Source organism: Staphylococcus sp. NWU MK-U1 (genome assembly GCF_033283505.1).
Lineage (GTDB): Bacteria > Bacillota > Bacilli > Staphylococcales > Staphylococcaceae > Staphylococcus > Staphylococcus haemolyticus.
Genome location: NZ_JAVSMG010000001.1, coordinates 298,913 through 318,753 on the forward strand (window position 1 = coordinate 298,913; position 19,841 = coordinate 318,753).

The following is a 19,841-nucleotide window of genomic DNA, read 5'->3' on the forward strand; positions in this document are numbered from 1 at the left end:
TCCTCTTTTCTTTTAGCGTTTGTCAATTTTATTTGTAATCCAATCCCCAATAAATTGAATTATAAATACGATAATTAAAATAAATACAGTTGAAACTAAAATGACATCGTTTTGGTTACGAGTGAAACCTGTTAAGTAAGCTAAGTTACCTAAACCACCTGCACCAATTACACCTGCAATTGCAGTAGAACCAACTAATGCGATTGCTGTTACAGTAATACCTGAAACTAGTGCTGGCATTGCCTCAGGTAGTAATACTTTTCGGACAACTGTCCAAGTACTAGCTCCCATTGACCAAGCCGCTTCGATAACACCTTTATCTATTTCTTTGAAGGCAATTTCTACTAATCTTGCATAGAATGGTGCTGCACCAATAACTAGAGCTGGTAAGGCACCAGTTGGACCACTTATTGTTCCAAGGATCACACTTGTAAATGGAATTAATAACAAGATTAAAATGATAAATGGAATCGCTCGGAATAAGTTAACAATAAATGAAACGATGCTATAAAAGACTCTAGCACCTTTGGAATTACTCTTAGCTGATAAGAATAATAGTACTCCTAAAATCAATCCAAAAATAAATGCAAAAATAGTTGAAACTACAGTCATATATAATGTTTCATAAATGGCTTGCCATACTTCAGGCCATTGGACGTTAGGCATTGTAATCATCTCTTTAAAAATATCACCATAAGATTTATCCATGCTTAACCACCTCCACATTTACATGTTGCTGATGTAAATCTTCTTTAAATGTCTCAAACTCTGTTTCAGCAATATGTGGAATATGAACCACCAAGAATCCAACAGAACCACCACGGGTATTTTTTATGTTTGCTTCAAGAATATTTATATCAATGTTATGCGTTTTACTTATGTAAGATACAACTGGTTCAGTCGTATTATCACCATTGAAGTTGAGCCTAACAATGTACGCATCTGAATCTAATGGTTCTAGATGTTTGATTGATTCTTCAAAATCATCATCCAAATCATCTTTCACAAATCGTCTTGTAACTTCATGTCGTGGATTTTCAAACACTTGCGTTACTTTACCTTGCTCAATTACACGTCCACTTTCCATAACGGCTACTTCATCACAAACACGTCTGATAACATGCATTTCATGAGTGATAATCACGATTGTAAGGTTTTCACGTTCTTTAATTTTTAGCAGTAGGTCTAAAATCTCATCTGTTGTTTGTGGATCTAATGCGCTTGTAGCTTCGTCACATAAGAGGACGTCAGGTTCATTAGCCAAAGCTCTTGCAATTCCCACACGTTGTTTCTGCCCACCTGATAATTCTGATGGATAAGCATTTTCTCTGCCATTTAAACCAACAAGGTCAATTAATTCTCTCGCTCTTTCATTTGCTTTGCTTTTAGAATACCCTGCAATTTCTAAAGGGAACGTGATATTTCGAAGTACTGTTCGTGACCATAATAAATTGAAGTGTTGGAATACCATACTTACTTTTTGTCGTTTTCTTCTTAATTCTGCTTTTGAAAGTTTGTTAATATTATCGCCATCTATAATAATATCGCCAGAAGTAGGTTCTTCTAAATTATTGAACATTCTGATTAACGTACTTTTACCAGCACCAGAGAATCCGATAACTCCGAAAATAGAGCCCGTTTCTATATTTAAGTTAACGTGATCAACTGCTAGTACATCTTTATCTTTAGTGTGATAACGTTTTACAACTTGATTTAACTCAATCACGTTTAGTGCCTCCTTAAAAATCATTATGTAATTAAAAAATGCTTTCTCACTTTAGAAAAGTTGAGAAAGCATTGATTCATCTTTCTCTCATCTTCTAAAGTAATCAACTTTATGTGAATTGGCACCATTTCTATAACTAGACGGTTGCCGGGCTTCATAGGGCACATCCCTCCACCTCTCTTGATAAGAGTTTTCGCACTATTTAATTAATTTATATCCTACCATTGCACTATAATTTCGTCAACAATTATTTTAACTTTTCTAACAAATAAGGAACAGATTGAAAAGCGTAGATTCTATCTATCTCTATATCTTTATTCATTACTATTAGAACAGGAACTGACATAATTTTGTTACGCTCACTATATTTAGGATGGTAATTCAAATCGATTTTTTTAACGGGTAATTGTAGTATTTCATTTGCGGTATCTAGCATTCGCTCTGACATTTTACAAGTACCACACATCGGTGTGTATCCAAAAATTAGATGTTTTTCTTTATTAAAATTCTCACAAATATCTTCTATTTCTACAGATTTACTCATGCATGATTACTAACCTTTCAGTCGTTAAATTAGGAATTAGACGTTTCTCTTTACGAACTGTAAAGCCATGTTTACTCAATACATGCGCAAGATAATTCTTTGGGCATCTAGCTACCTCACAAAATGTTTTATCCACATAGATATGTTCACATTCGCTAAGATGACGTTTAAACCATTTTCTTATCTTTTCACCTTCGTCATCTGAGTCTGCTAGAACAAAGACTTGCTTATCATATAATGTTTCAATCATGTCATCTAATTTATCAATACTCATTGTACCATGCGTACAAATAATATTTATAGGTTCAGCGATGACTTGTTGTACTCTCTTCTTATCAGATTTGCCTTCAACAATAATAACTTTATTTAAAATTGCCATGATAATCCACCTTCTAAGTCGATAATAAACAATCAGTTACTTTTTCACAGAACGCTAATAGATTAAACATTATTTACGATTATTTAACATTTTATATCAACAAAGTATAAATTTTAAAATTTGTTGATTATTATTTAGAAAAATAGGCAAAATAAAAACTCCATGACCGTAATCAAGGAGTTTAAATTAATTATTCACCAATCATTTCTTTGTATTGATCAGCTGATAATAAATCATCTAATTGGCTTTCATCGCTAAGTTCAACTTTAACCATCCATGCTTTCTCATATGGTGATTCGTTAACAAACTCAGGACTATCTTCTAATTCTTCGTTTGATTCAACAACTTTACCAGATACTGGCGCATATAATTCAGAAACAGTTTTAACTGATTCTACACTACCAAAAGTATCCCCTTCGTTGATTTCGTCATCAACTTCTGGTAATTCAACGAATACGATATCACCTAATTCACCTTGTGCGTATTCAGTAATACCAATTGTTACTGTGTTGCCATCAACTTTTACCCATTCATGTTCTTTAGAATATTTTAATTCGCTCGGTACTGCCACGAGAATCCCCTCCTAAAATTAATTACAATTTAATGATGCCATACCGTAAGTTTTCATTCAACTATTAAAACAAAAAGTTACAATAATTTATATAAATAAAATTTGTAATTTTAAACTATAGCCAAATTTCTTTGTATTGATCTTCTTTAAATCCTAATGTGATATTATCTCCAGAAATAGCTAATGGTCGTTTAACTAACATGCCATCTGAAGCTAATAAATTTAATTTTTCATCAGTTGATAAATCTTTTAATTTATCTTTTAACCCTAGTTCTCTATATTTAGCACCATGGGTATTAAATAATTTATTAACCTCTACACCTGTTTTATCGATAATTTCTTCAAACTCTTTTTTAGTTGGTGTGTGTTGTACAATATCAATTGGTTCGTAACTTACGCCATGTGTATCTAAAAATTTTGCGGCTTTTTTACAAGTTGTGCAATTTGAATATTGATAAAATTTAATCATTCAGATGTAACCTCCTATTCTGTCTTATTTTAAATATATCAGATAATCTATGTAAACGCTCAATATTTTAAGCTTAATTTTTCAATTAAAGGAAATTATTCGTTATAATACATTTAGTAATTATCTAAAGGAGCGTTTGTTATGCAAAGTATTAATACAACTGATGCGTTTAAATCAACAATTGAAAGCGATAAACCAGTTATTGTAAAATTTGAAGCTGGTTGGTGTCCTGATTGTAAAGCTATGGACATGTGGATTGATCCAATCGTCGAAAAATATAACGACTATGATTGGTATACTGTTAATCGTGATGAACTCGAAGATGTAGCTGCAGATAATGATGTTATGGGTATTCCTAGCTTATTAGTATTTGAAAATGGTAATAAACTTGCACATTTACACTCTGCTAATGCTAAATCACCTGAACAAGTAGAATCATTCTTATCAGAAACATTTAACAAATAGGATATAGTATAGTTATCTAATTCGAAAATTTAATTTGATGATACTATTCTGGCATAGATGGCTAGAACTGAGTAAAGTTTGATATAAGTGCTTTCTCAATTCTGTTAGCTAGTGCCCGTATAATAATAATGACGGCTGAGACATTTATTTGTCCAGCCGTCTTTATTAATTCTAGTATTTTGAAATTAAATGTTTGTTTTTACGCGGTGCTTTTGGTGGCACTTCTTCTAAATCTGTTAGGTAAAGGAAACCTGCAATGACTTCATCTCCATGAACGCCAAATACCTTACGAACTTTTGGTTCAAAAATGTAAGGTGGTGTCTTCCAACATGTACCAATCCCTTGTTCATGTAATAGAAGCATTAAGTTTTGAGCATACGCACCCATTGCAAAAAAGTTTTCACGATTTTGTCGTTGTCTTGGGTCAGTTTTAAGTACTAACACTAACATACCACCAAGATTAGTCACATTATTATAATGATCTTCTTGTTTCTCAGGATGATTTGGAAATGCAAAATGCGTTACATCTCTGCTCATTTCACCTAATCTATCTTTGGCTATATGGATAATTCTCCATGGTTCTCGCATGCCATGGTTTGGAGCATCTGCAGCTTTTTCGATCGCTTGATAAAGCTTATCATCATCTATTGTCATATCATGTTTAAATTTCTTTATACTTCTTCTTGAAGCAATTGCCTCTTGTAATTCCACAATTATCGCTCCTTATTGTTGATAACTCTTCTCAATTATAAAACCTTTGCCTCTTAATTTCAAATGTATCTTAATGATTACTATAAAATAATAGTTGTTGTTTTAAAGTTTTAACATGTATTTGTCCAGGCGCTTGGGGCTCACCTAAACATCCATAGGATACAGCGCCTCCAAACACACCTTGAGCTGTTCTACTAACTAAGCCAGCACCAGACATAGAAATACCAATCACCTTAGCATCAAGAGTGTCGGCACTTGTTGCTATCGCTTCAAGCAAAGTAGCTACGTCTTCTTTGTCTTGTGGCATGACAGCTATTTTGACATAATCTGGGTTTAATTGATTCATTTTATAATATGTAAATTTTAAAACATCTATATCAGGTGTTTCTTGAAAATTATGATAAGATACAACAACTTGTTTATTATATCGATGTGCTAGGTCAATTAAATCACGATGCGCGAAAACATCAAAATCACTATCCCATTCAATATCAATCATTTGGCAATGATGATTTTTAATAATCTCTTTTAATAATGTCATGTATGCTTCATATATCATTTTACCTTTACCGCCTTGTGAGACCGTGCGATACGTTACCAAGATGTTAGCGTTTATATTTAATTCTTGTAGTTGTTCTAAATTGGATTTAAGCAACTCAAGATGTCGATCTTCCCATTGGTCAATCCGTAATTCGATTATATCAATATCATTACTATATTCTTTGATACTATCTAATGTTAATGTATCCAGTAATTGATTGGGAGCAACTGTGGCAGCCACTTCAACATTCGTCATAATGATCCCTTCTTCCTCAATTTAACTTGTATTTATTTTAAACTAAAGGCCGTCACTCTCCAACCTCGAGTAACATACTTTTCAATAAAATTAATAATCAATGATTTAAAAATATGTAAATGGGTAAATAATAAATGTATACGAATTTAGGAGGTAATAATAATGGCAGTTCAATATGAAACAAAAGCTACTAACGTTGGTGGACGTAAAGGACATGTAAACACTGACGATAATGCAATAAATGTAGATGTATTACCACCACAACAAGCAGACGGAAACGCAACTAACCCTGAGCAATTATTTGCTGCTGGTTACGCTTCATGTTTCAATGGTGCGTTCGATCTTATCTTAAAACAAAATAAAGTACGTGACGCTGAACCAGAAGTTACTTTAACGGTTCGCCTTGAAGATGATCCAGATGCGGAAAGTCCAAAATTAAGTGTAGCGATTGACGCTAAAGTTAAAAATGTATTGTCTCAAGAAGACGCTGAAAAATATTTACAAGATGCACACGAATTCTGCCCATATTCTAAAGCAACTCGTGGTAACATCGATGTTGATTTAAACGTTCAAGTAGTAGATTAAATTTATATATAAAATAAATATGTGATTATTTTAATCATGTACTCATTATTTTAGACACAAAAATCTTTTGGGGATTTTTGTGTCTTCTTTTTTGTGAATTTTGCCAATTTAAGTTATTCTATAAATACAGTAAATAAAAAACTTTATAAATCATTTATACATATTAAAACTCAAATAGTTTTTATAAAATTATTTTTACTTCAATCTTTTGAGTTCACCCTATTATTTATATAATTAATAAAATTTTAAAAACGTTATTCTATGACAGGTATAGGAGGACATGATGACAAATATTCGTATACTAAAGCATGATGATTTAGATCATTATACTCAATTATTATCCAGCAACACGCACACTTATTCGTGGGACAAAGTCTATTTAGAAAATCTTTCAAACGAAGATCTTAAACAAATGCTATCCGATGATGATGAATTTTGTAATATTATCGGTGCTTTTAAAGATGATAAACTTGTAGCATGTGTTACTTTACGTCAATTAAAGCAAGTTGGAAGTTCTCACAAAGCTATGATAGAGAATTTATTCTTACTTGATAAAAAAGATGAAAGTACGATTGTAAATTTAATGCAATTTGCTATAGATCACGCTAAATCTCGCAACATTGAAAAATTGATGACTTGTGTAACTTCTAATAACATTAGTGGCAAAATCTTTTTCTCATCTATGGGATTTGAAACTTTGGGTCTAGAATCGAAGTCTTCAAAAATTGGTGACGAATATTTTGATGTTCATTGGCTATTATATGATATTGTTTAACCCCTATTTTAACTATACTTTTAAAAATTTTTCTCTAGACATTTAATTTATGACCTTTATAATAATTGATATATTCTAAATTTTCAGATTTTATAAAATTTAAAAATTCATAAGTCTAGGGGGATTATATTGTTACAAGCTATTTTACATGGAGTATTGTTAGCTATAGGCTTAATACTACCATTAGGCGCTCAAAACATATTTGTTTTTAACCAAGGCGCTAATCAAACGAAATTTAGGCGTGCACTTCCTGCTGTTATTACAGCTGGTTTATGTGATTCTTTACTCATCATACTAGCAGTGGTTGGCGTGTCCCTTATACTTATGTCATTTCCAATACTTCAAATGATTGTTTACATAATAGGATTAGTATTTCTACTTTATATGGCGTGGACATTGTGGCATGAACAAAGTAGTGATATTGATGAACAAGGTGGCATCTCACCTGCAAAGCAAATAAGCTTCGCACTCTCTGTTTCATTACTTAATCCTCATGCAATTATGGATACCATTGGCGTAATAGGTACAAGCGCTTCTGCCTATGATGGCTCTGTAAAGATAGCATTTACTATTGCGACAATTAGCGTTTCATGGCTATGGTTTATATTTCTAGCTATTGCTGGTCGTACTGTAGGTCATTTTGATAAATCAGGTCGCCTATTGATCTTACTAAATAAGATTTCAAGTATTATTATCTTAATCGTTGCATTAATGATACTTCAAAAAATTTATCAACTCATATTTTAAAAATGCTTTTCTTAAATATAGCAGTAGGCTAGAACTTAAAATAACTTATCATAAGTGTTTTTAGGTTCTAGCCATTTCTGTTTTGAAGATTTAAAAAGCAAAAAATCTCTACAAGTAATTGACCTTGTAGAGAATGTTGAGTTAATATTTTATTTTTTGACTTGTGCCTATCTATATTTGCTATATTTTAATTTTCATGTTTAGTAATTTCACCGTTTTCTGGATCAATCTTTTCAATAAACTGAAATTCATAATTTCTATATTCAAATTTTAGAATATGACAATTGCCAATAAAGTAATTAATTGCTTCTGTATCTCCAATAACTTTTCTCAAAAATACGTCAATCGTAGTTCCATGACTTACAACTAAATTCGAATCACTATCTGATGTGCGCATTATTTCAGTTAAAGTACCTATAAAACGGTCTTCCACTTCATTTTTAGACTCTCCGCCAAACACTACTAAACGATCCCCAAAAGCATCTGTAATATCATAATTTGCGTTTAATAAATCATTACTTTCGCCTTCTAAAATACCAAAATGCCATTCTTTGAGTCCCTTTAAACGGTTATAATCTTGGTTTGGTGCGACGCATTCCAATGTATCACATGCGCGTTCAGAGCTAGATGAATATAAATTTCCAAAAGAAATATTATGTTCGTTAAAATATTGACCAGCTTGTTTGGCTTGAGAGATTCCTAAACTTGTTAAAGGAGAGTCACTTGCCCCCTGCACCTTACCTCGTAAATTAAACATTGTTTGTCCATGTCTCATTAAATAAAGTGTTTTTGACATTGTATACACCTCAAACTTAGTTTTTGTTTCAAATTACTGACATTAATTGAACGCGTTTATTTGTTATTAACCGTTCCTAAGTACAATTGTATTTTCGAGTAATAGTATACATTAATTTTTTAATTTTCAAAAACAAGAACATAGAAAAAATTTATAAAGTGGTTTGAGTCCCGTCATGGTGGGTATAAATTATTATAAGATTCACAATTCTAAAAGGAGTGTCTTTCATGAGCGACCATAATCAATATAATTATGTTAATCCAAATAAGCTCTCGTTAGATTGGGAATGTTTAATCATAAGTAAAACAGATATGTTATTAGATGGTGTTCCAAAAGAATTAATTAATTCTTGGATGGACAGAAATATTATTGAGCCTTTTTCAATAAAAGATAATGAAATTAACTTTAAAACTAAAGATGTGTGGAATGCGCTAAACACCCAAAATTGGTATTACGCTCACTCAAATTAATTTATAAAGACTTATTGCTCTATTAGTACTTTCAATAAGTTGATGATCGACGTAGTTAGACATAACATACGATCTAATAGCTTTGTTATTTCGTTCGTGTTTTGGAAACTCACAGTCGTTTTCGATATATTGAGCTAAACTTCCTAGAGGTGTATCATCGTTTATAAATCCAATTATAAAATCATAGAATGTCATAGTTCCCCTCCTCAGTTTAATTAATCTCTCTTAAAATATTTCATTATTAATATTTTCTAAACATATAAGATAACTCAACTTTAACATGTAATTAGCAACTTTTGCTTATTTCTAGTATATAACTCATTGCATTAAATATACTGTTTAAGATTATTAAATCATTTACCCAATAATTAATCACTTAATTTGTTATTTATTAAGATAGTAACTTGTCGTAATTGTTACAATATGATGAAGAAATCGAAGTTCATTTATTTAGTTATGTAGCTTCACGCAAAAATGAATATAAATATTAAAACATTTATCAAAAGTTATAAGGGATGTTGTGTCAACCGCTTCATTAAGTCGGTTGGCATTTTTGTATATAAAGAAGATTAAATATAAGTTTGATATATATTATTGCTCACTTTTACAATATTAGCAACTAAATTTTTGACAAATTCTAATATTAAGATAAAAACATACAATTACTTTGATTAACTCGTTTTACCGGTATACAATAAATGATATGATTATATAAAGTTTAACTATTTAATAAGAGGTGACACCCATGAATAATAATAAAATTTTTTAGATAAATATTTTTATTACGTTATTATTTTTGGGTTTCAATATCATTGTCACTTACAATGCAGGCTTAGATGATTTCTTCTGGCTAATTCCAGGACTTACAATTAGTGGTATTACAATTGTACTAAGCTTAAGTACTGCGCTCATTTGCAAGAACCTGGTTAGCGAAGTTATTTTTCTAATCAATATTGTTATGCTTTTATACTACATTTATCCTATGGTATATACATTCTTTTAATATAAATTTAGGAGGCTTACGCATGAGTTTGCATTTAACTATATTGTTATGGCTTGGTATCATTTTTGTAATAGCAGCCTCAATTATATTGGGCTTATTACTTAAATCTAAAAAAGAAGAACGTAAAGAATCATATTTAGGTTTTACCGTAATATTTTATATTTTTGGATTTGCTTTACTCATCTACGTATTCATATTTGGTATATTATAGCGTAGAATTAAAGAACAAAATGACATTGTTATTTTTGTTCTTTTTTATTTATATCTATATGTAATATTCATTAATAACTCATCAAATATGATTTGTTAATTTCTAAGGAGTATCAAAGTGAAATATTCAATTTCTCCATTTATAAAAATATTCTTTGTTACACTGATAATTCTTATAACTTTTCCAACACACTTATTAGCTTATACGAGTAACTCTAATGCACTCTCACCAACTGAAGATGATTTTGATTTACAGCCAGGTGATATTATACTCACTAAGGGCCCAGTTTTATTTGGTTTCTTTGGTCATTCTAGTATCGCACTTGATCACGATACCGTTTTACAAATAGAAGGCCCTGGAGACAAACCCATTACAGAGTCATTCCATTCTTTCAAACAACGATTTGGTGAAGGCAAAGATGATTGGATTAAAATCTACCGTTGTTCTATGCCTGGAGCTGGAGAGAGAGCAGCTAAATGGGCTGAAGAACACTATAAAGATACAGATAAGACATATCTAGTCACTTTAAATCTTAAAAGTGAAAGATTTACATACTGTACTAAGATTATTTATCAAGCTTATAAATATGGCGTAAGTAAAAATTCAATTAACGAACATGGTTTACTCATCATTTCTCCATACGCGCTTGTAGATAATTTCACGAAAGATTATCAACTCAAATTAGTTAAACAATACTGAATATCCATAGTAAAAAGAGTAGCTTTGAAATAGCTACTCTTTTTTCGTTAGACAGTTTCCTTGAAATAATTTATGAAATGCTCATTTTCTTCTAATAAATCAATATAAGAAATAGAGCTAAACGGGATAATACGCGTACAATTTTTTAAAGGATAGATAATAATTTCATTTTCATAATCTAGATGAATATCATTTTCTAATACCATTTTTTTAGAACCCACTACAATCGCAATTGCTTTAAAATCATTATTATCAAAGTACTTTTTTAATAATTTTTTATCCATGTTATCTCACATCCTATTCACTTCATATTTACCATAATTTTGTAAAATAACAATGAAATTACCGTATAATTTATGTAAATATATCTTTTAAAATATTTTCAAAAATTTAAAACATTTACTAGTCATTTCATTATAAAATAATATTATATTAAATTTAGGAGTGACTATATTGAAAAAAGTTTTATTTACATTATTATTAGGTCTTTTTATATTAACTGGTTGTAGTTTTTCGAATGAAGATAAGGAAGAAGATCATTCTAAATCTAAATCTTCCTCACAGAATAAAAAAGAGAATGATGATACTAAAAAGAAAAATGAACAACATTCTGATTCTAATTCATCAAAAAATGATGCTGAAAGCGATGATGAATCTACTGATCAAAGCAATGAAGACAGTTCTTCCAACGAACAGCAATCTACTTCTAACTCGTCTTCTCAGAATGCAAAGCAAATCGATATTCACAATATAACTGACCGCGCCACATTAGAAGCAGTTATAAACAGTAACAATTACTCTGAAATAGATAAAATTGCTGCCTATAATAGCGCAGTTGCAAATGGTGTTATTCCACAAGGTAATGTAATGGAAGGCCCTGCAAGTGAAGCTTATGCAAGTTCACTACGCGTGGAAAGTGGTCAAGAAAAATCTGTTTATGATCAGTCTAACCAGTCTTCAGAAGAAGAAAACACAGACGATCCAAATGCAGAAATCAACGCTGCAACTAATGAGGATGAATACGTAGATGCTTTGAGAAAAAAATATAACGGCGGTTTATCTTCTGGAGAGATTCAAACTAAGCATGCAATTGAACAAGGCTATTATGATGGTGATGATGCTGAAGAAGTTTATCAAACAATACAACAACGAGAACAAGATATAGCTAACGGTAAATACGATAAATATAAGAATAATTAATAAAGTTCATGGACTTAGAGAGAGGCAAGCTATCACATGTTAAATATGTGATGTGACTATGTATCTCTCTATTTTACTTCTTTTCTCATTTGATATAGATAGTACGGTTTCTTATTAATTTCTCCAACAATTTCAAATCCCATTTTTTGATATAGTTTCAATGCTGGATCATTATCTTGTACTACTGTTAAAGAAAGTTTACTGAAGCCTGATTCTTTAGCTTTTTGTTCAGCAAAATTTAATAATTGTTGCCCTACTCCTTTTCCCCTTGCATTAGGCATAGTCGCTAGCATACTAATATGGTATTCATCTTCATTACCCTCGTCCATCGTTACAAGTGAATAAAAGGATTTCGGATGTGAGATGATTGATAAGAAAGGTTTCAACTTATTCATTGAAATAATTTGAAGTACTGTTGGCGTCATCGCTCTATCAATCTTTTTTAAAGGATTGCACGTTATAGCCCCAAGCACTTGATTATCTTCATGAGCTACAAATGACATATCATGACTAAAGCGATTCGCACGATTTTTCCAAAGTTGTTGTAAGTCATCAATAATTTCATTATCACTTGACTTACCTAATATAATTTTAGCCATGTCATCTATTGCCGAGTAAATTAACTGACCCCCTTCATTATGGTGAGGCTTCGCTGATTGAATTGTTATTTTCGTCACTTTCATTCCTCCTTATTTCAATTATTTACTTATTTTTCTAAATTAAACAATATTTGAGCTTATCAGTAATATAATTTATAATATAAAAGTTAAATTACACATTTTTATTATTACAATCAATATAAAGGAAGGTCATATGAGAAAAAGAAAAAACTGGTATTCTAAATTATATTATATTTTTATTTCTGTCTTAATTATTACTATTATAGTTATTGCATTTATACTTTATAAAACGCGTGAAGATAAACAAAATCGTTCATTAGATTATTATTCAAATTTCGAAGAGCTAAAAGAAAACACAACAGAAGGTAAAGATTGGCGTATTAAAACGAAAAATCGTAAAGATAATCACATTCTTGTCACAGCAATACATGGCGGAGGTATTGAACCAGGTACAACTGAACTTGCACGTCGTGTGGCCAATATAGGTGAATATGATTTTTACACATTCGAAGGATTAATGCCAAAGCATAACGAACGCTTGCATATCACCTCAACTGTGTTTGATGAACCGACGCTATTAAAAATGTTAGACCACTCAGATGAGACAATATCTATTCATGGCTATTCAGGTGAAGACCCTATTGTTTACGTTGGCGGTAAAGATAAAAAATTAGCGAAATCAATAACTAAATCATTAAAAAATAAAGGCTTCACCGTTCAAAAGAGTCCTAAAGGTATTGAAGCAACATCATCATCTAATATTATTAATAGAAGTGATAATGACTCAGGCGTTCAACTTGAATTAACTACTGGGCAAAGAGCATTATTCTTTAAGGATAAACAATTAGATCAAAATACAAGAAAGAACCCAGACAATTACACACATACATTTTACAAATTCGCTAAAGCAGTTAATAAAGGCATTGAAGATGCACAGTAGTTTATTAACCCCTACGCTACGTTTTCAATCATATTTAATTTGGGTATAACGTATTATAGTGAGGGGGAACATGTCATGTTAGATTCATTAACGCAAGAACAAAAATATACGATAGCTAAATTTTATAAATTATACATGGAACGTTCTAATGAAGGGCAATCTGAAAGTGAAGCGAATTATTTTGGAGATAGTATAAAAGCACAAGATGATTATTTCTGTGATCGTGAATACGATGATTTTTTAGAGAATTGTAAAGTTCTAATCGATCATGGTTATCTTGAAGGACAACTTACAGCAGATAGAATTGATGACATTACCGTTACTAACAAAGCTTTTACCGAAATAGAGCAAAGTTTTAAATAATTAATCAACTACGTTAGACTATTGCTAGCGTAGTTTTATTTTATGGAAAAGGTGAATATATGACTAACTGGAAAATAAATAACCAATCCCACAGACATTTGATGATTCAAGAACATGCGAATGAAATATCTATTGTTGAACCTTATCATAATGGATCTTTCAAAATATTAGCTGAAATCAACTTAAATCAAACATCAAACGAAGTACAACTTAACGATGAAAACTTATATGTATCTGTAAGTAAAGAGCATAAAGAGATTAACATTTTCGATAAGGTGAAATAGCTTAATCAATTATACGTTTACACAACTGTTTTTAAATAGTAATTAGATGTTAATTACAAGGTAATATGTATTATATTATATGTGTAGTACAATACAATTAATGATGTAAATTTAATGGAAGTAGCGTATGGAGAAACTGTTGTTCTATACAGGCACGGTATTACTAATTATTGCGATTATATTAATCTTGTTCGCTATTGTGGCAGTATTTAAAAATAAGAATTATTTTAAATATTTTGCGATGGCTATTACGATTATTCTACTAAGTATGCTTGCTTTAGGCATTCATAAAATGATTGAAAGTAATAATCCTTCTGAAAATCAAGCAACTCAATCTAAAGATAAGCAATCTAAAGAGGATAAATCATCTAAAGATAAAAAGAAAAAAGACAAAAAAAGATGACGACAAAGATGATAATAATGTTACTCAAGAAGAACAAAATCGTTCTGAAGAAACATCAACTAATGAAGAATTAAATACTCAAGAACAACAAAGTTCACAACAAGAGCAACCAACAACTGAAGAATCAAATAACGAAGCACCTTCTACTCAACAAGATACTACACAGGATAATACTGTAAACAATCAAAATAATACTTCTTCTAATAATAATCAAAATGCGAATCAAGCAAACGACACAAATCAAAACTATAATCAAAGTAATAGAAATAGTAATAACAATGGTGATAATAGCGGTTCAAACGGAAATGTTTCTACAGAGGATAGTTCAAGTACTGAGAATCAGTCTAATGAAAATCAAACACAGACATATTCAGAAAATAGCTCCGCTGAACAATCTGACAATGGCGAAGCAACAACTGAGACTAATACAAATGAATCAAATAATAGTGCAAACTAATTAGTGTAATCAATATATAAACTAATTAATTCAATTACTTTTACCGGGATAATCAACTTTTCGACTTATCCCGGTGTTTTTTATTTAAATTATCAAATATTATTAACTGTTGAATTTTTAGAAAAGTGTGACATACTTATAGTAATAATATTTATATCAATTAGATATTAAATATAATTAAATAAAGGGTGACACTTATGAAGAAAGTAGCTTTTGTACTACTCTCAAGTTTTTTACTATTAGGGGCATGTGGTAACAATGATGATTCAGTAGATAATGTTAAGAAAAGTTCTCACAAAAAAGACAACCCTAAGGCTCATAAAGATAAAGGCGAATCAGATCGTACAGATGGTAAAAAAATTAACGATAACTAATAGCAAAACAAGCATTTACATGTTTCATTTATTGAAACAGTAAATGCTTGTTTTTTTGTTTTTACATATGCTTAAAACGATACGTTGACTTACTTTTAATTGCGATCTTTATCAAATAGTTTTCCGACATCTTTTAATAAATCTTTACTTCCTAGCCATGTTGAAAGAGATGACATCGTAAAACTAATCGCTTTCGTTAATAATTCCATATTACAACAGCTCCTTTAATAACGAGTTGTCTTAATTCATCATGCTGACTTTAGTCTGCTTACTATATATATACCACATCGAAATTGGATGTAACATCATTGAAGCGTGGTACAGAATTTTAAATCCTTTTTAACCCCAGCTTTCTTTGCTTGTGGAATTTCTTTTCGAAATTCTCGTTGCTGGGGCCCGACTGTACTGAGAAAAGCTTAATTTAAGTGTCTCATCAATTCAGACAGCTACTGTAAATTTTCCAAATAGCATTATCATATTATTTATGTTGAAAAATCTTTAAAAAGCGTTAGAACCCTTCGTTCTAACGCTTCGTCTACATTTATTGAAATTTGCATTTCAAATCAGATAATCAATGTACTTGTTTTAAAGTCCACGCACGACCGTTAACTAAAAAGAGAACAAGTCCTACTTGCTCTCTTTCCTAAGTTATTTAAAACTTATTCTTAGCTATGCAATGTATTTCGGTTTATAACGTCCACGCATTGTCGTTGATATTTATATTATAACATTTTTATTAAATATTTCAATACTAATAAATGTGATATAATTTAGTTGTACTCATCCAATATATTTTGGATATGACTATGTTGCTTATCAAAAACGCTTAGTCCATGCTTTAAATAGCTTATTGTTTTGAAACTTCACAGTATACATCGTGTATCTATTAATAGAATTTACGATATCATTTACAATCTTTGTATTAACATGCGATTTTAATAATTCGTTTATCTCTATTTTACATTCATTATAAATTGTAGTGATATCAATCACATTTTGTACGTCTAATAGTTTTGTTATTTTCACTCTGCATTCAGCAATTAACATCTTATCAGTCTTTTCTTTGGCCATAATTTTTCTTTTTTGACTATTACGTGCTTCAGCCTCTTTTAATAATTGCTGTCGCTTTAACTCTCGCTCTTTTCTCAATGCTTCTTGTTCTTTTTCTCTTTGAATGCGTCTTTCTCGTTCTAGTTCTTCTATATACGCAAGATATTTCTTTCTATGAAAATAATCAATCAAAGCAAAAACTTTCTGTTCGATGTTAGTGGGCAAAGCCATACTATACTTTTTAAAATCATTAATTAATTCAATATTCTTACTCGTAATAGGCTTTGATGAATTCGAGTTAAATTCTTCCACGTCTAACTCAGAGATCGTATTCCACTCTTTATACATGTTTATCACTTTACGATGATACTCTGAATCATTCATAAATTTCTCATGATTTAAGAGTACATCATCCAACCAATCATCTAACAAGAACATATTCTTTCTAACCTGATAAGCAATACGATTTGGAATGCCACTATGTTCTTTAAAATGTTCAATCCCAAGTTTCACAATTGTGTCTTTTGACTTTGATCGTAGTATATATTGATACTTTAATTCTTTTCCGCATTCACAATATAGCGGGTTATCATTACAACTCGTTCGGTAATTTTCATTTACTTTAAAGTCGATAAGTTCCCACTCTTCTGAATAGCGATACATATCATTGATTAATATATTCTTTTTTCTGTATTTATAATACTTAAACAGTATTTCTCTTTGGTTCTCAGTTAATTGACTGATTAAAGCATGTCTATGTTTCTCGTTATTCACATATCTCAAATAACCACCTCTTCTACTTATAAGGTTAACTTTAGTTCATTACACATTAATTTGATGGTTTGATTTGTATGTTTGCATATGTAAAAAAGAGATATGACTAATCACTCATTAATCATATCTCTTTATCAACACTATGATATTCAATTATAATGCCTAGTCTCATAGCAGACGGCTACTACTGTACATGATTTTGTTTTTCAAAGTCCACGCATGGTCGTTGACTTAATTATATTATAATATTTTTATATAATAAATACAACATTTATATATTTTAACCCATAAAAGTTTAAATACAAAATCAAAAAGCCTATAACCCTTGTGGTTATAGGCTTCATAGTGGAAACGGTGGGAGGTCATTAGAGCGTTTATTAATCAAAGTTCAAATCGCTATGAGTATTGTCGTATCAGCATTTACATTGTCTAATCAGTTGAGTTTAAAATGTTGAAATTGAAAACAAAAGAAAGTTATGCACTCTTTGCTTTTAATTTCACTTTCAAAATCTGTGATTTATTGAAAAACTAATACAATTATTCTCTTTTAGTTAATATTTAACTGTTCCTTGATGAAATAATAATTTCCAATCATTTTCATAGTATTTCCAAATAGAACTTCGATTCGTTATAGTATTATTTGTTTTATTAAACAAAGTATATGTACATAATATGCAATCTTCGGACAAAGAACATTCTTCAAAGTCACTGATTTTATAGTCATCATTATCCAGTCGAATTTGATCTATATCAGCTTTATAATAAACTTCTCCTGATTTTCCAAACTCTTTAAAGTTTGGATGCAAAATATCTAGAACTTTATTTCCAGATCTATTTTCACTTTTCAAATGAAACCATTCATATTCAATCATTTCACATCATCCTATCAGTTATCTTTTCATTTTAGTAATCATTCTACTTATCATTAAATTAATTTTATGTATATGACATTCACTCTTTGCTGCATCGATAAATGAATTTACATAGTTAATCTAATTTTTTAAAATCACTGTTGTTTAACAATCTTGTAATTATACTCATATAACTCATCCTATATATATTATATACCAAGTGTTACATACAATAATTACACATACTTATTCCCCACTGCAACATAGAACGTTTGTTAGCGTTAATGCACTATTGAATAAATAGAAGTTAGTATATTTTAAATACAATGAAATGAAGATACTTATATTGAATATGAGAAAATTTATGATATAATTCCTTAAATTCACAAAGATAAAAAGGAAATAGTTTTATACAAAAATATTACGTCCTAATTATAGGGCGTATTTTTTGTATAGCAATTTTGGGGCAATACTGTGGCACCAAAAAACAAAAAGCCCATAACCACAAGGGTTATAGGCTATATAGTGGAGACGGCGGGATTCGAACCCGCGTCCAGAGGTCCTGATACACACCTTTCTACGTGTGTAGTCTATTGATAAATTTCGCATAATAGTAAGCAACAGACAACCAGTATTATGCTAGTTTGATTAAATTTCATCTAAACAGACTTCAAACGGCAGTGTTTAGCATATCCTACTAGGGTTGAATCGCGTTAACAGCACGTAGGAGATGCTGTTAGGCGATGCAGAGTGCTATTACGCAGCTACTGCGAAATTATTGTTTGATTTGTCAGTTATATTTACTGAAATGTGTTGATGTCGGAGACAACCCTCCGACACGCTTAATGTGCTCGAGGGACCCCTGTCGAATCCAAAAACGCCCCCATAACAAAATTTATAAATCATTACAATACGTAGTGACTGACTGAACTAAGAAAGCAATATATATAAGCAATTCTTAGTTCTAGTCATTCATACTAAAGTGAAATAACACAATCGAAAGAATCCTACTTCACTTTCTATCTAACGTATTTTTTATTCACAACATCAGTTATCATACCAAATAGCACCCGATTAAGCAACAAACACGCTTAATAACGGTCTTTAATTGCACGATCAACATCACGTTTCATTGCTTTATCTTTTAAAGCTTGTCGTTTATCATGTATCTTCTTACCATATGCTACGCCTAATAAGACTTTACATTGACCATGTTTTAAATAAAGTTTTAATGGAATAAGTGAATAGCCAATTTCTCTCGTACGTTCCCCAAGTTTAATAATTTCCTTCTTATGAAGTAATAACTTTCTAGAACGTAAAGGGTCATGATTGAAACGGTTACCTTCCTCATAAGGTGCAATGTGCATATTATTAATGAACATCTCGCCACGTTTAACTTGCGCATAGCTATCTTTCAAATTGGCACTTCCACGACGAATAGATTTAATCTCTGTTCCCTTTAAAGCAATACCCGCTTCAATTGTATCTTCAATATTATAATCATGTCTGGCTTTACGGTTTTCAGCTAGTGTACCGGGTGATTTCGTTTTCTTCTTAGCCATTAATCTATGTCACCTC

The 19,841-nt window shown here is 30.7% G+C and carries 30 protein-coding genes, 1 other RNA gene and 1 riboswitch; of the genes, 15 read left to right on the plus strand and 16 right to left on the minus strand.

Features of this window, described 5'->3' with window-relative positions; all coding sequences use genetic code 11:
- Window positions 1-12: 12 nt before the first annotated feature.
- The 6 genes from SBL16_RS01535 to SBL16_RS01560 all read right to left on the minus strand — a co-directional run bounded on the left by SBL16_RS01535 (window position 13) and on the right by SBL16_RS01560 (window position 3,689).
- Window positions 13-708 carry a methionine ABC transporter permease gene (locus SBL16_RS01535; protein WP_011276310.1) on the minus strand — a complete coding sequence of 232 codons (696 nt, stop codon included), beginning with the start codon at window positions 706-708 and terminating at the stop codon, window positions 13-15.
- A complete protein-coding gene (locus SBL16_RS01540; RefSeq protein ID WP_107612619.1) occupies window positions 701-1,726 on the minus strand; it encodes a methionine ABC transporter ATP-binding protein in 1,026 nt (341 codons plus the stop codon). The genes SBL16_RS01535 and SBL16_RS01540 overlap by 8 nt, the downstream gene beginning before the upstream one ends.
- A gap of 84 nt (window positions 1,727-1,810) precedes the next feature.
- Window positions 1,811-1,916: riboswitch (SAM riboswitch) on the minus strand.
- Between the two features lie 57 nt (window positions 1,917-1,973).
- Complete coding sequence (locus SBL16_RS01545) at window positions 1,974-2,270, minus strand: thioredoxin family protein (RefSeq protein WP_107612617.1); 297 nt, start codon at window positions 2,268-2,270, stop codon at window positions 1,974-1,976.
- Window positions 2,263-2,649 carry a toprim domain-containing protein gene (locus SBL16_RS01550; RefSeq protein WP_037537242.1) on the minus strand — a complete coding sequence of 129 codons (387 nt, stop codon included), beginning with the start codon at window positions 2,647-2,649 and terminating at the stop codon, window positions 2,263-2,265. The genes SBL16_RS01545 and SBL16_RS01550 overlap by 8 nt, the downstream gene beginning before the upstream one ends.
- A gap of 190 nt (window positions 2,650-2,839) precedes the next feature.
- Window positions 2,840-3,220 carry a glycine cleavage system protein GcvH gene (gene gcvH / locus SBL16_RS01555; protein ID WP_037537243.1) on the minus strand — a complete coding sequence of 127 codons (381 nt, stop codon included), beginning with the start codon at window positions 3,218-3,220 and terminating at the stop codon, window positions 2,840-2,842.
- 115 nt (window positions 3,221-3,335) lie between these two features.
- Window positions 3,336-3,689 (minus strand): arsenate reductase family protein, encoded by a 354-nt coding sequence (locus SBL16_RS01560; RefSeq protein WP_037537244.1) that lies wholly within the window; start codon window positions 3,687-3,689, stop codon window positions 3,336-3,338.
- A gap of 141 nt (window positions 3,690-3,830) precedes the next feature.
- Here SBL16_RS01560 and SBL16_RS01565 point away from each other — a divergent pair, with 141 nt between their 5' ends.
- Window positions 3,831-4,154, plus strand: a complete 324-nt coding sequence (locus SBL16_RS01565) for a thioredoxin family protein (RefSeq protein WP_037537245.1) — start codon at window positions 3,831-3,833, stop codon at window positions 4,152-4,154.
- 171 nt (window positions 4,155-4,325) lie between these two features.
- Here SBL16_RS01565 and SBL16_RS01570 read toward each other — a convergent pair whose 3' ends face one another.
- Complete coding sequence (locus SBL16_RS01570) at window positions 4,326-4,865, minus strand: nitroreductase (RefSeq protein WP_011276318.1); 540 nt, start codon at window positions 4,863-4,865, stop codon at window positions 4,326-4,328.
- 70 nt (window positions 4,866-4,935) lie between these two features.
- Window positions 4,936-5,661 (minus strand): type I 3-dehydroquinate dehydratase, encoded by a 726-nt coding sequence (aroD, locus tag SBL16_RS01575; protein ID WP_107612612.1) that lies wholly within the window; start codon window positions 5,659-5,661, stop codon window positions 4,936-4,938.
- 162 nt (window positions 5,662-5,823) lie between these two features.
- Between aroD and SBL16_RS01580 the strand changes: the two genes are divergently transcribed.
- From SBL16_RS01580 to SBL16_RS01590, 3 genes are all read left to right on the plus strand, one after another.
- Window positions 5,824-6,246: an organic hydroperoxide resistance protein gene (locus SBL16_RS01580; protein WP_016931015.1), complete on the plus strand. Its 423-nt coding sequence runs from the start codon at window positions 5,824-5,826 to the stop codon at window positions 6,244-6,246.
- Between the two features lie 283 nt (window positions 6,247-6,529).
- The gene (locus SBL16_RS01585) at window positions 6,530-7,021 is read left to right on the plus strand and encodes a GNAT family N-acetyltransferase (protein ID WP_053018710.1); all 492 of its coding nucleotides are present in this window, start codon (window positions 6,530-6,532) and stop codon (window positions 7,019-7,021) included.
- Window positions 7,022-7,150: 129 nt separating this feature from the next.
- A complete protein-coding gene (locus SBL16_RS01590) occupies window positions 7,151-7,768 on the plus strand; it encodes a LysE/ArgO family amino acid transporter (protein ID WP_053017929.1) in 618 nt (205 codons plus the stop codon).
- Between the two features lie 187 nt (window positions 7,769-7,955).
- Here the strand turns inward: SBL16_RS01590 and SBL16_RS01595 are convergent, their stop codons facing one another.
- Window positions 7,956-8,564 carry a histidine phosphatase family protein gene (locus tag SBL16_RS01595; RefSeq protein WP_107613877.1) on the minus strand — a complete coding sequence of 203 codons (609 nt, stop codon included), beginning with the start codon at window positions 8,562-8,564 and terminating at the stop codon, window positions 7,956-7,958.
- A gap of 227 nt (window positions 8,565-8,791) precedes the next feature.
- Here SBL16_RS01595 and SBL16_RS01600 point away from each other — a divergent pair, with 227 nt between their 5' ends.
- Entirely contained in the window at window positions 8,792-9,034 is a 243-nt protein-coding gene (locus tag SBL16_RS01600; protein WP_011276324.1) for a hypothetical protein, read from the plus strand.
- Here the strand turns inward: SBL16_RS01600 and SBL16_RS01605 are convergent.
- Window positions 9,026-9,229, minus strand: a complete 204-nt coding sequence (locus SBL16_RS01605; RefSeq protein ID WP_033079647.1) for a sterile alpha motif-like domain-containing protein — start codon at window positions 9,227-9,229, stop codon at window positions 9,026-9,028. The two genes, SBL16_RS01600 and SBL16_RS01605, sit on opposite strands and share 9 nt — an antisense overlap.
- A 574-nt stretch (window positions 9,230-9,803) precedes the next feature.
- Here SBL16_RS01605 and tsaA point away from each other — a divergent pair.
- The 3 genes from tsaA to lnsA all read left to right on the plus strand — a co-directional run bounded on the left by tsaA (window position 9,804) and on the right by lnsA (window position 10,947).
- Entirely contained in the window at window positions 9,804-10,037 is a 234-nt protein-coding gene (gene tsaA / locus SBL16_RS01610; RefSeq protein ID WP_317952673.1) for a type II toxin-antitoxin system antitoxin TsaA, read from the plus strand.
- A 22-nt stretch (window positions 10,038-10,059) separates the two neighbouring features.
- On the plus strand, window positions 10,060-10,248 hold the full coding sequence (gene tsaT / locus SBL16_RS01615; RefSeq protein ID WP_011276326.1) for a type II toxin-antitoxin system toxin TsaT: 189 nt from the start codon (window positions 10,060-10,062) through the stop codon (window positions 10,246-10,248).
- A gap of 117 nt (window positions 10,249-10,365) precedes the next feature.
- A complete protein-coding gene (gene lnsA, locus SBL16_RS01620) occupies window positions 10,366-10,947 on the plus strand; it encodes a lipoprotein N-acylation protein LnsA (RefSeq protein ID WP_011276327.1) in 582 nt (193 codons plus the stop codon).
- A gap of 47 nt (window positions 10,948-10,994) precedes the next feature.
- Here lnsA and SBL16_RS01625 read toward each other — a convergent pair whose 3' ends face one another.
- A complete protein-coding gene (locus SBL16_RS01625) occupies window positions 10,995-11,231 on the minus strand; it encodes a hypothetical protein (RefSeq protein WP_016931008.1) in 237 nt (78 codons plus the stop codon).
- 169 nt (window positions 11,232-11,400) lie between these two features.
- Here SBL16_RS01625 and SBL16_RS01630 point away from each other — a divergent pair, with 169 nt between their 5' ends.
- Entirely contained in the window at window positions 11,401-12,147 is a 747-nt protein-coding gene (locus tag SBL16_RS01630; protein ID WP_107611451.1) for a membrane lipoprotein lipid attachment site-containing protein, read from the plus strand.
- 68 nt (window positions 12,148-12,215) lie between these two features.
- Here SBL16_RS01630 and SBL16_RS01635 read toward each other — a convergent pair whose 3' ends face one another.
- On the minus strand, window positions 12,216-12,824 hold the full coding sequence (locus SBL16_RS01635; protein WP_107611452.1) for a GNAT family N-acetyltransferase: 609 nt from the start codon (window positions 12,822-12,824) through the stop codon (window positions 12,216-12,218).
- Window positions 12,825-12,960: 136 nt separating this feature from the next.
- On the opposite strand from SBL16_RS01635, the gene SBL16_RS01640 reads away from it, so the two are divergent.
- From SBL16_RS01640 to SBL16_RS01665, 6 genes are all read left to right on the plus strand, one after another.
- Window positions 12,961-13,707, plus strand: a complete 747-nt coding sequence (locus SBL16_RS01640; protein ID WP_053019110.1) for a poly-gamma-glutamate hydrolase family protein — start codon at window positions 12,961-12,963, stop codon at window positions 13,705-13,707.
- Window positions 13,708-13,782: 75 nt separating this feature from the next.
- Window positions 13,783-14,070, plus strand: coding sequence for a hypothetical protein (locus SBL16_RS01645; RefSeq protein WP_011276333.1), 288 nt, complete (start codon window positions 13,783-13,785; stop codon window positions 14,068-14,070).
- Window positions 14,071-14,129: 59 nt separating this feature from the next.
- Window positions 14,130-14,354 (plus strand): hypothetical protein, encoded by a 225-nt coding sequence (locus tag SBL16_RS01650; RefSeq protein ID WP_107611453.1) that lies wholly within the window; start codon window positions 14,130-14,132, stop codon window positions 14,352-14,354.
- 127 nt (window positions 14,355-14,481) lie between these two features.
- Entirely contained in the window at window positions 14,482-14,757 is a 276-nt protein-coding gene (locus SBL16_RS01655; protein WP_317952518.1) for a hypothetical protein, read from the plus strand.
- A complete protein-coding gene (locus SBL16_RS01660; RefSeq protein ID WP_317952519.1) occupies window positions 14,651-15,214 on the plus strand; it encodes a hypothetical protein in 564 nt (187 codons plus the stop codon). The genes SBL16_RS01655 and SBL16_RS01660 overlap by 107 nt, the downstream gene beginning before the upstream one ends.
- Window positions 15,215-15,411: 197 nt before the next feature.
- On the plus strand, window positions 15,412-15,588 hold the full coding sequence (locus SBL16_RS01665) for a hypothetical protein (protein ID WP_011276336.1): 177 nt from the start codon (window positions 15,412-15,414) through the stop codon (window positions 15,586-15,588).
- A gap of 816 nt (window positions 15,589-16,404) precedes the next feature.
- On the opposite strand, the gene SBL16_RS01670 is transcribed toward SBL16_RS01665, so the two are convergent.
- The 4 genes from SBL16_RS01670 to smpB all read right to left on the minus strand — a co-directional run bounded on the left by SBL16_RS01670 (window position 16,405) and on the right by smpB (window position 19,825).
- Window positions 16,405-17,421 carry a hypothetical protein gene (locus SBL16_RS01670; protein WP_107634660.1) on the minus strand — a complete coding sequence of 339 codons (1,017 nt, stop codon included), beginning with the start codon at window positions 17,419-17,421 and terminating at the stop codon, window positions 16,405-16,407.
- Between the two features lie 542 nt (window positions 17,422-17,963).
- Window positions 17,964-18,284: a hypothetical protein gene (locus SBL16_RS01675; protein ID WP_053019122.1), complete on the minus strand. Its 321-nt coding sequence runs from the start codon at window positions 18,282-18,284 to the stop codon at window positions 17,964-17,966.
- A 502-nt stretch (window positions 18,285-18,786) separates the two neighbouring features.
- Window positions 18,787-19,148, minus strand: a transfer-messenger RNA (tmRNA) gene (gene ssrA / locus SBL16_RS01680).
- Window positions 19,149-19,354: 206 nt separating this feature from the next.
- Complete coding sequence (gene smpB / locus SBL16_RS01685) at window positions 19,355-19,825, minus strand: SsrA-binding protein SmpB (protein ID WP_107611456.1); 471 nt, start codon at window positions 19,823-19,825, stop codon at window positions 19,355-19,357.
- Window positions 19,826-19,841: the final 16 nt, after the last annotated feature.

Coding starts and splice junctions, on each gene's coding strand:
- SBL16_RS01535 (WP_011276310.1), bottom strand. CDS start 708: ATGGATAAATCTTATGGTGATATTTTTAAAGAGATGATTACAATGCCT.
- SBL16_RS01545 (WP_107612617.1), bottom strand. CDS start 2,270: ATGAGTAAATCTGTAGAAATAGAAGATATTTGTGAGAATTTTAATAAA.
- SBL16_RS01550 (WP_037537242.1), bottom strand. CDS start 2,649: ATGGCAATTTTAAATAAAGTTATTATTGTTGAAGGCAAATCTGATAAG.
- SBL16_RS01560 (WP_037537244.1), bottom strand. CDS start 3,689: ATGATTAAATTTTATCAATATTCAAATTGCACAACTTGTAAAAAAGCC.
- SBL16_RS01565 (WP_037537245.1), top strand. CDS start 3,831: ATGCAAAGTATTAATACAACTGATGCGTTTAAATCAACAATTGAAAGC.
- aroD (WP_107612612.1), bottom strand. CDS start 5,661: ATGACGAATGTTGAAGTGGCTGCCACAGTTGCTCCCAATCAATTACTG.
- SBL16_RS01580 (WP_016931015.1), top strand. CDS start 5,824: ATGGCAGTTCAATATGAAACAAAAGCTACTAACGTTGGTGGACGTAAA.
- SBL16_RS01585 (WP_053018710.1), top strand. CDS start 6,530: ATGACAAATATTCGTATACTAAAGCATGATGATTTAGATCATTATACT.
- SBL16_RS01595 (WP_107613877.1), bottom strand. CDS start 8,564: ATGTCAAAAACACTTTATTTAATGAGACATGGACAAACAATGTTTAAT.
- SBL16_RS01600 (WP_011276324.1), top strand. CDS start 8,792: ATGAGCGACCATAATCAATATAATTATGTTAATCCAAATAAGCTCTCG.
- SBL16_RS01605 (WP_033079647.1), bottom strand. CDS start 9,229: ATGACATTCTATGATTTTATAATTGGATTTATAAACGATGATACACCT.
- tsaT (WP_011276326.1), top strand. CDS start 10,060: ATGAGTTTGCATTTAACTATATTGTTATGGCTTGGTATCATTTTTGTA.
- SBL16_RS01625 (WP_016931008.1), bottom strand. CDS start 11,231: ATGGATAAAAAATTATTAAAAAAGTACTTTGATAATAATGATTTTAAA.
- SBL16_RS01640 (WP_053019110.1), top strand. CDS start 12,961: ATGAGAAAAAGAAAAAACTGGTATTCTAAATTATATTATATTTTTATT.
- SBL16_RS01645 (WP_011276333.1), top strand. CDS start 13,783: ATGTTAGATTCATTAACGCAAGAACAAAAATATACGATAGCTAAATTT.
- SBL16_RS01650 (WP_107611453.1), top strand. CDS start 14,130: ATGACTAACTGGAAAATAAATAACCAATCCCACAGACATTTGATGATT.
- SBL16_RS01655 (WP_317952518.1), top strand. CDS start 14,482: ATGGAGAAACTGTTGTTCTATACAGGCACGGTATTACTAATTATTGCG.
- SBL16_RS01665 (WP_011276336.1), top strand. CDS start 15,412: ATGAAGAAAGTAGCTTTTGTACTACTCTCAAGTTTTTTACTATTAGGG.
- SBL16_RS01675 (WP_053019122.1), bottom strand. CDS start 18,284: ATGATTGAATATGAATGGTTTCATTTGAAAAGTGAAAATAGATCTGGA.
- smpB (WP_107611456.1), bottom strand. CDS start 19,825: ATGGCTAAGAAGAAAACGAAATCACCCGGTACACTAGCTGAAAACCGT.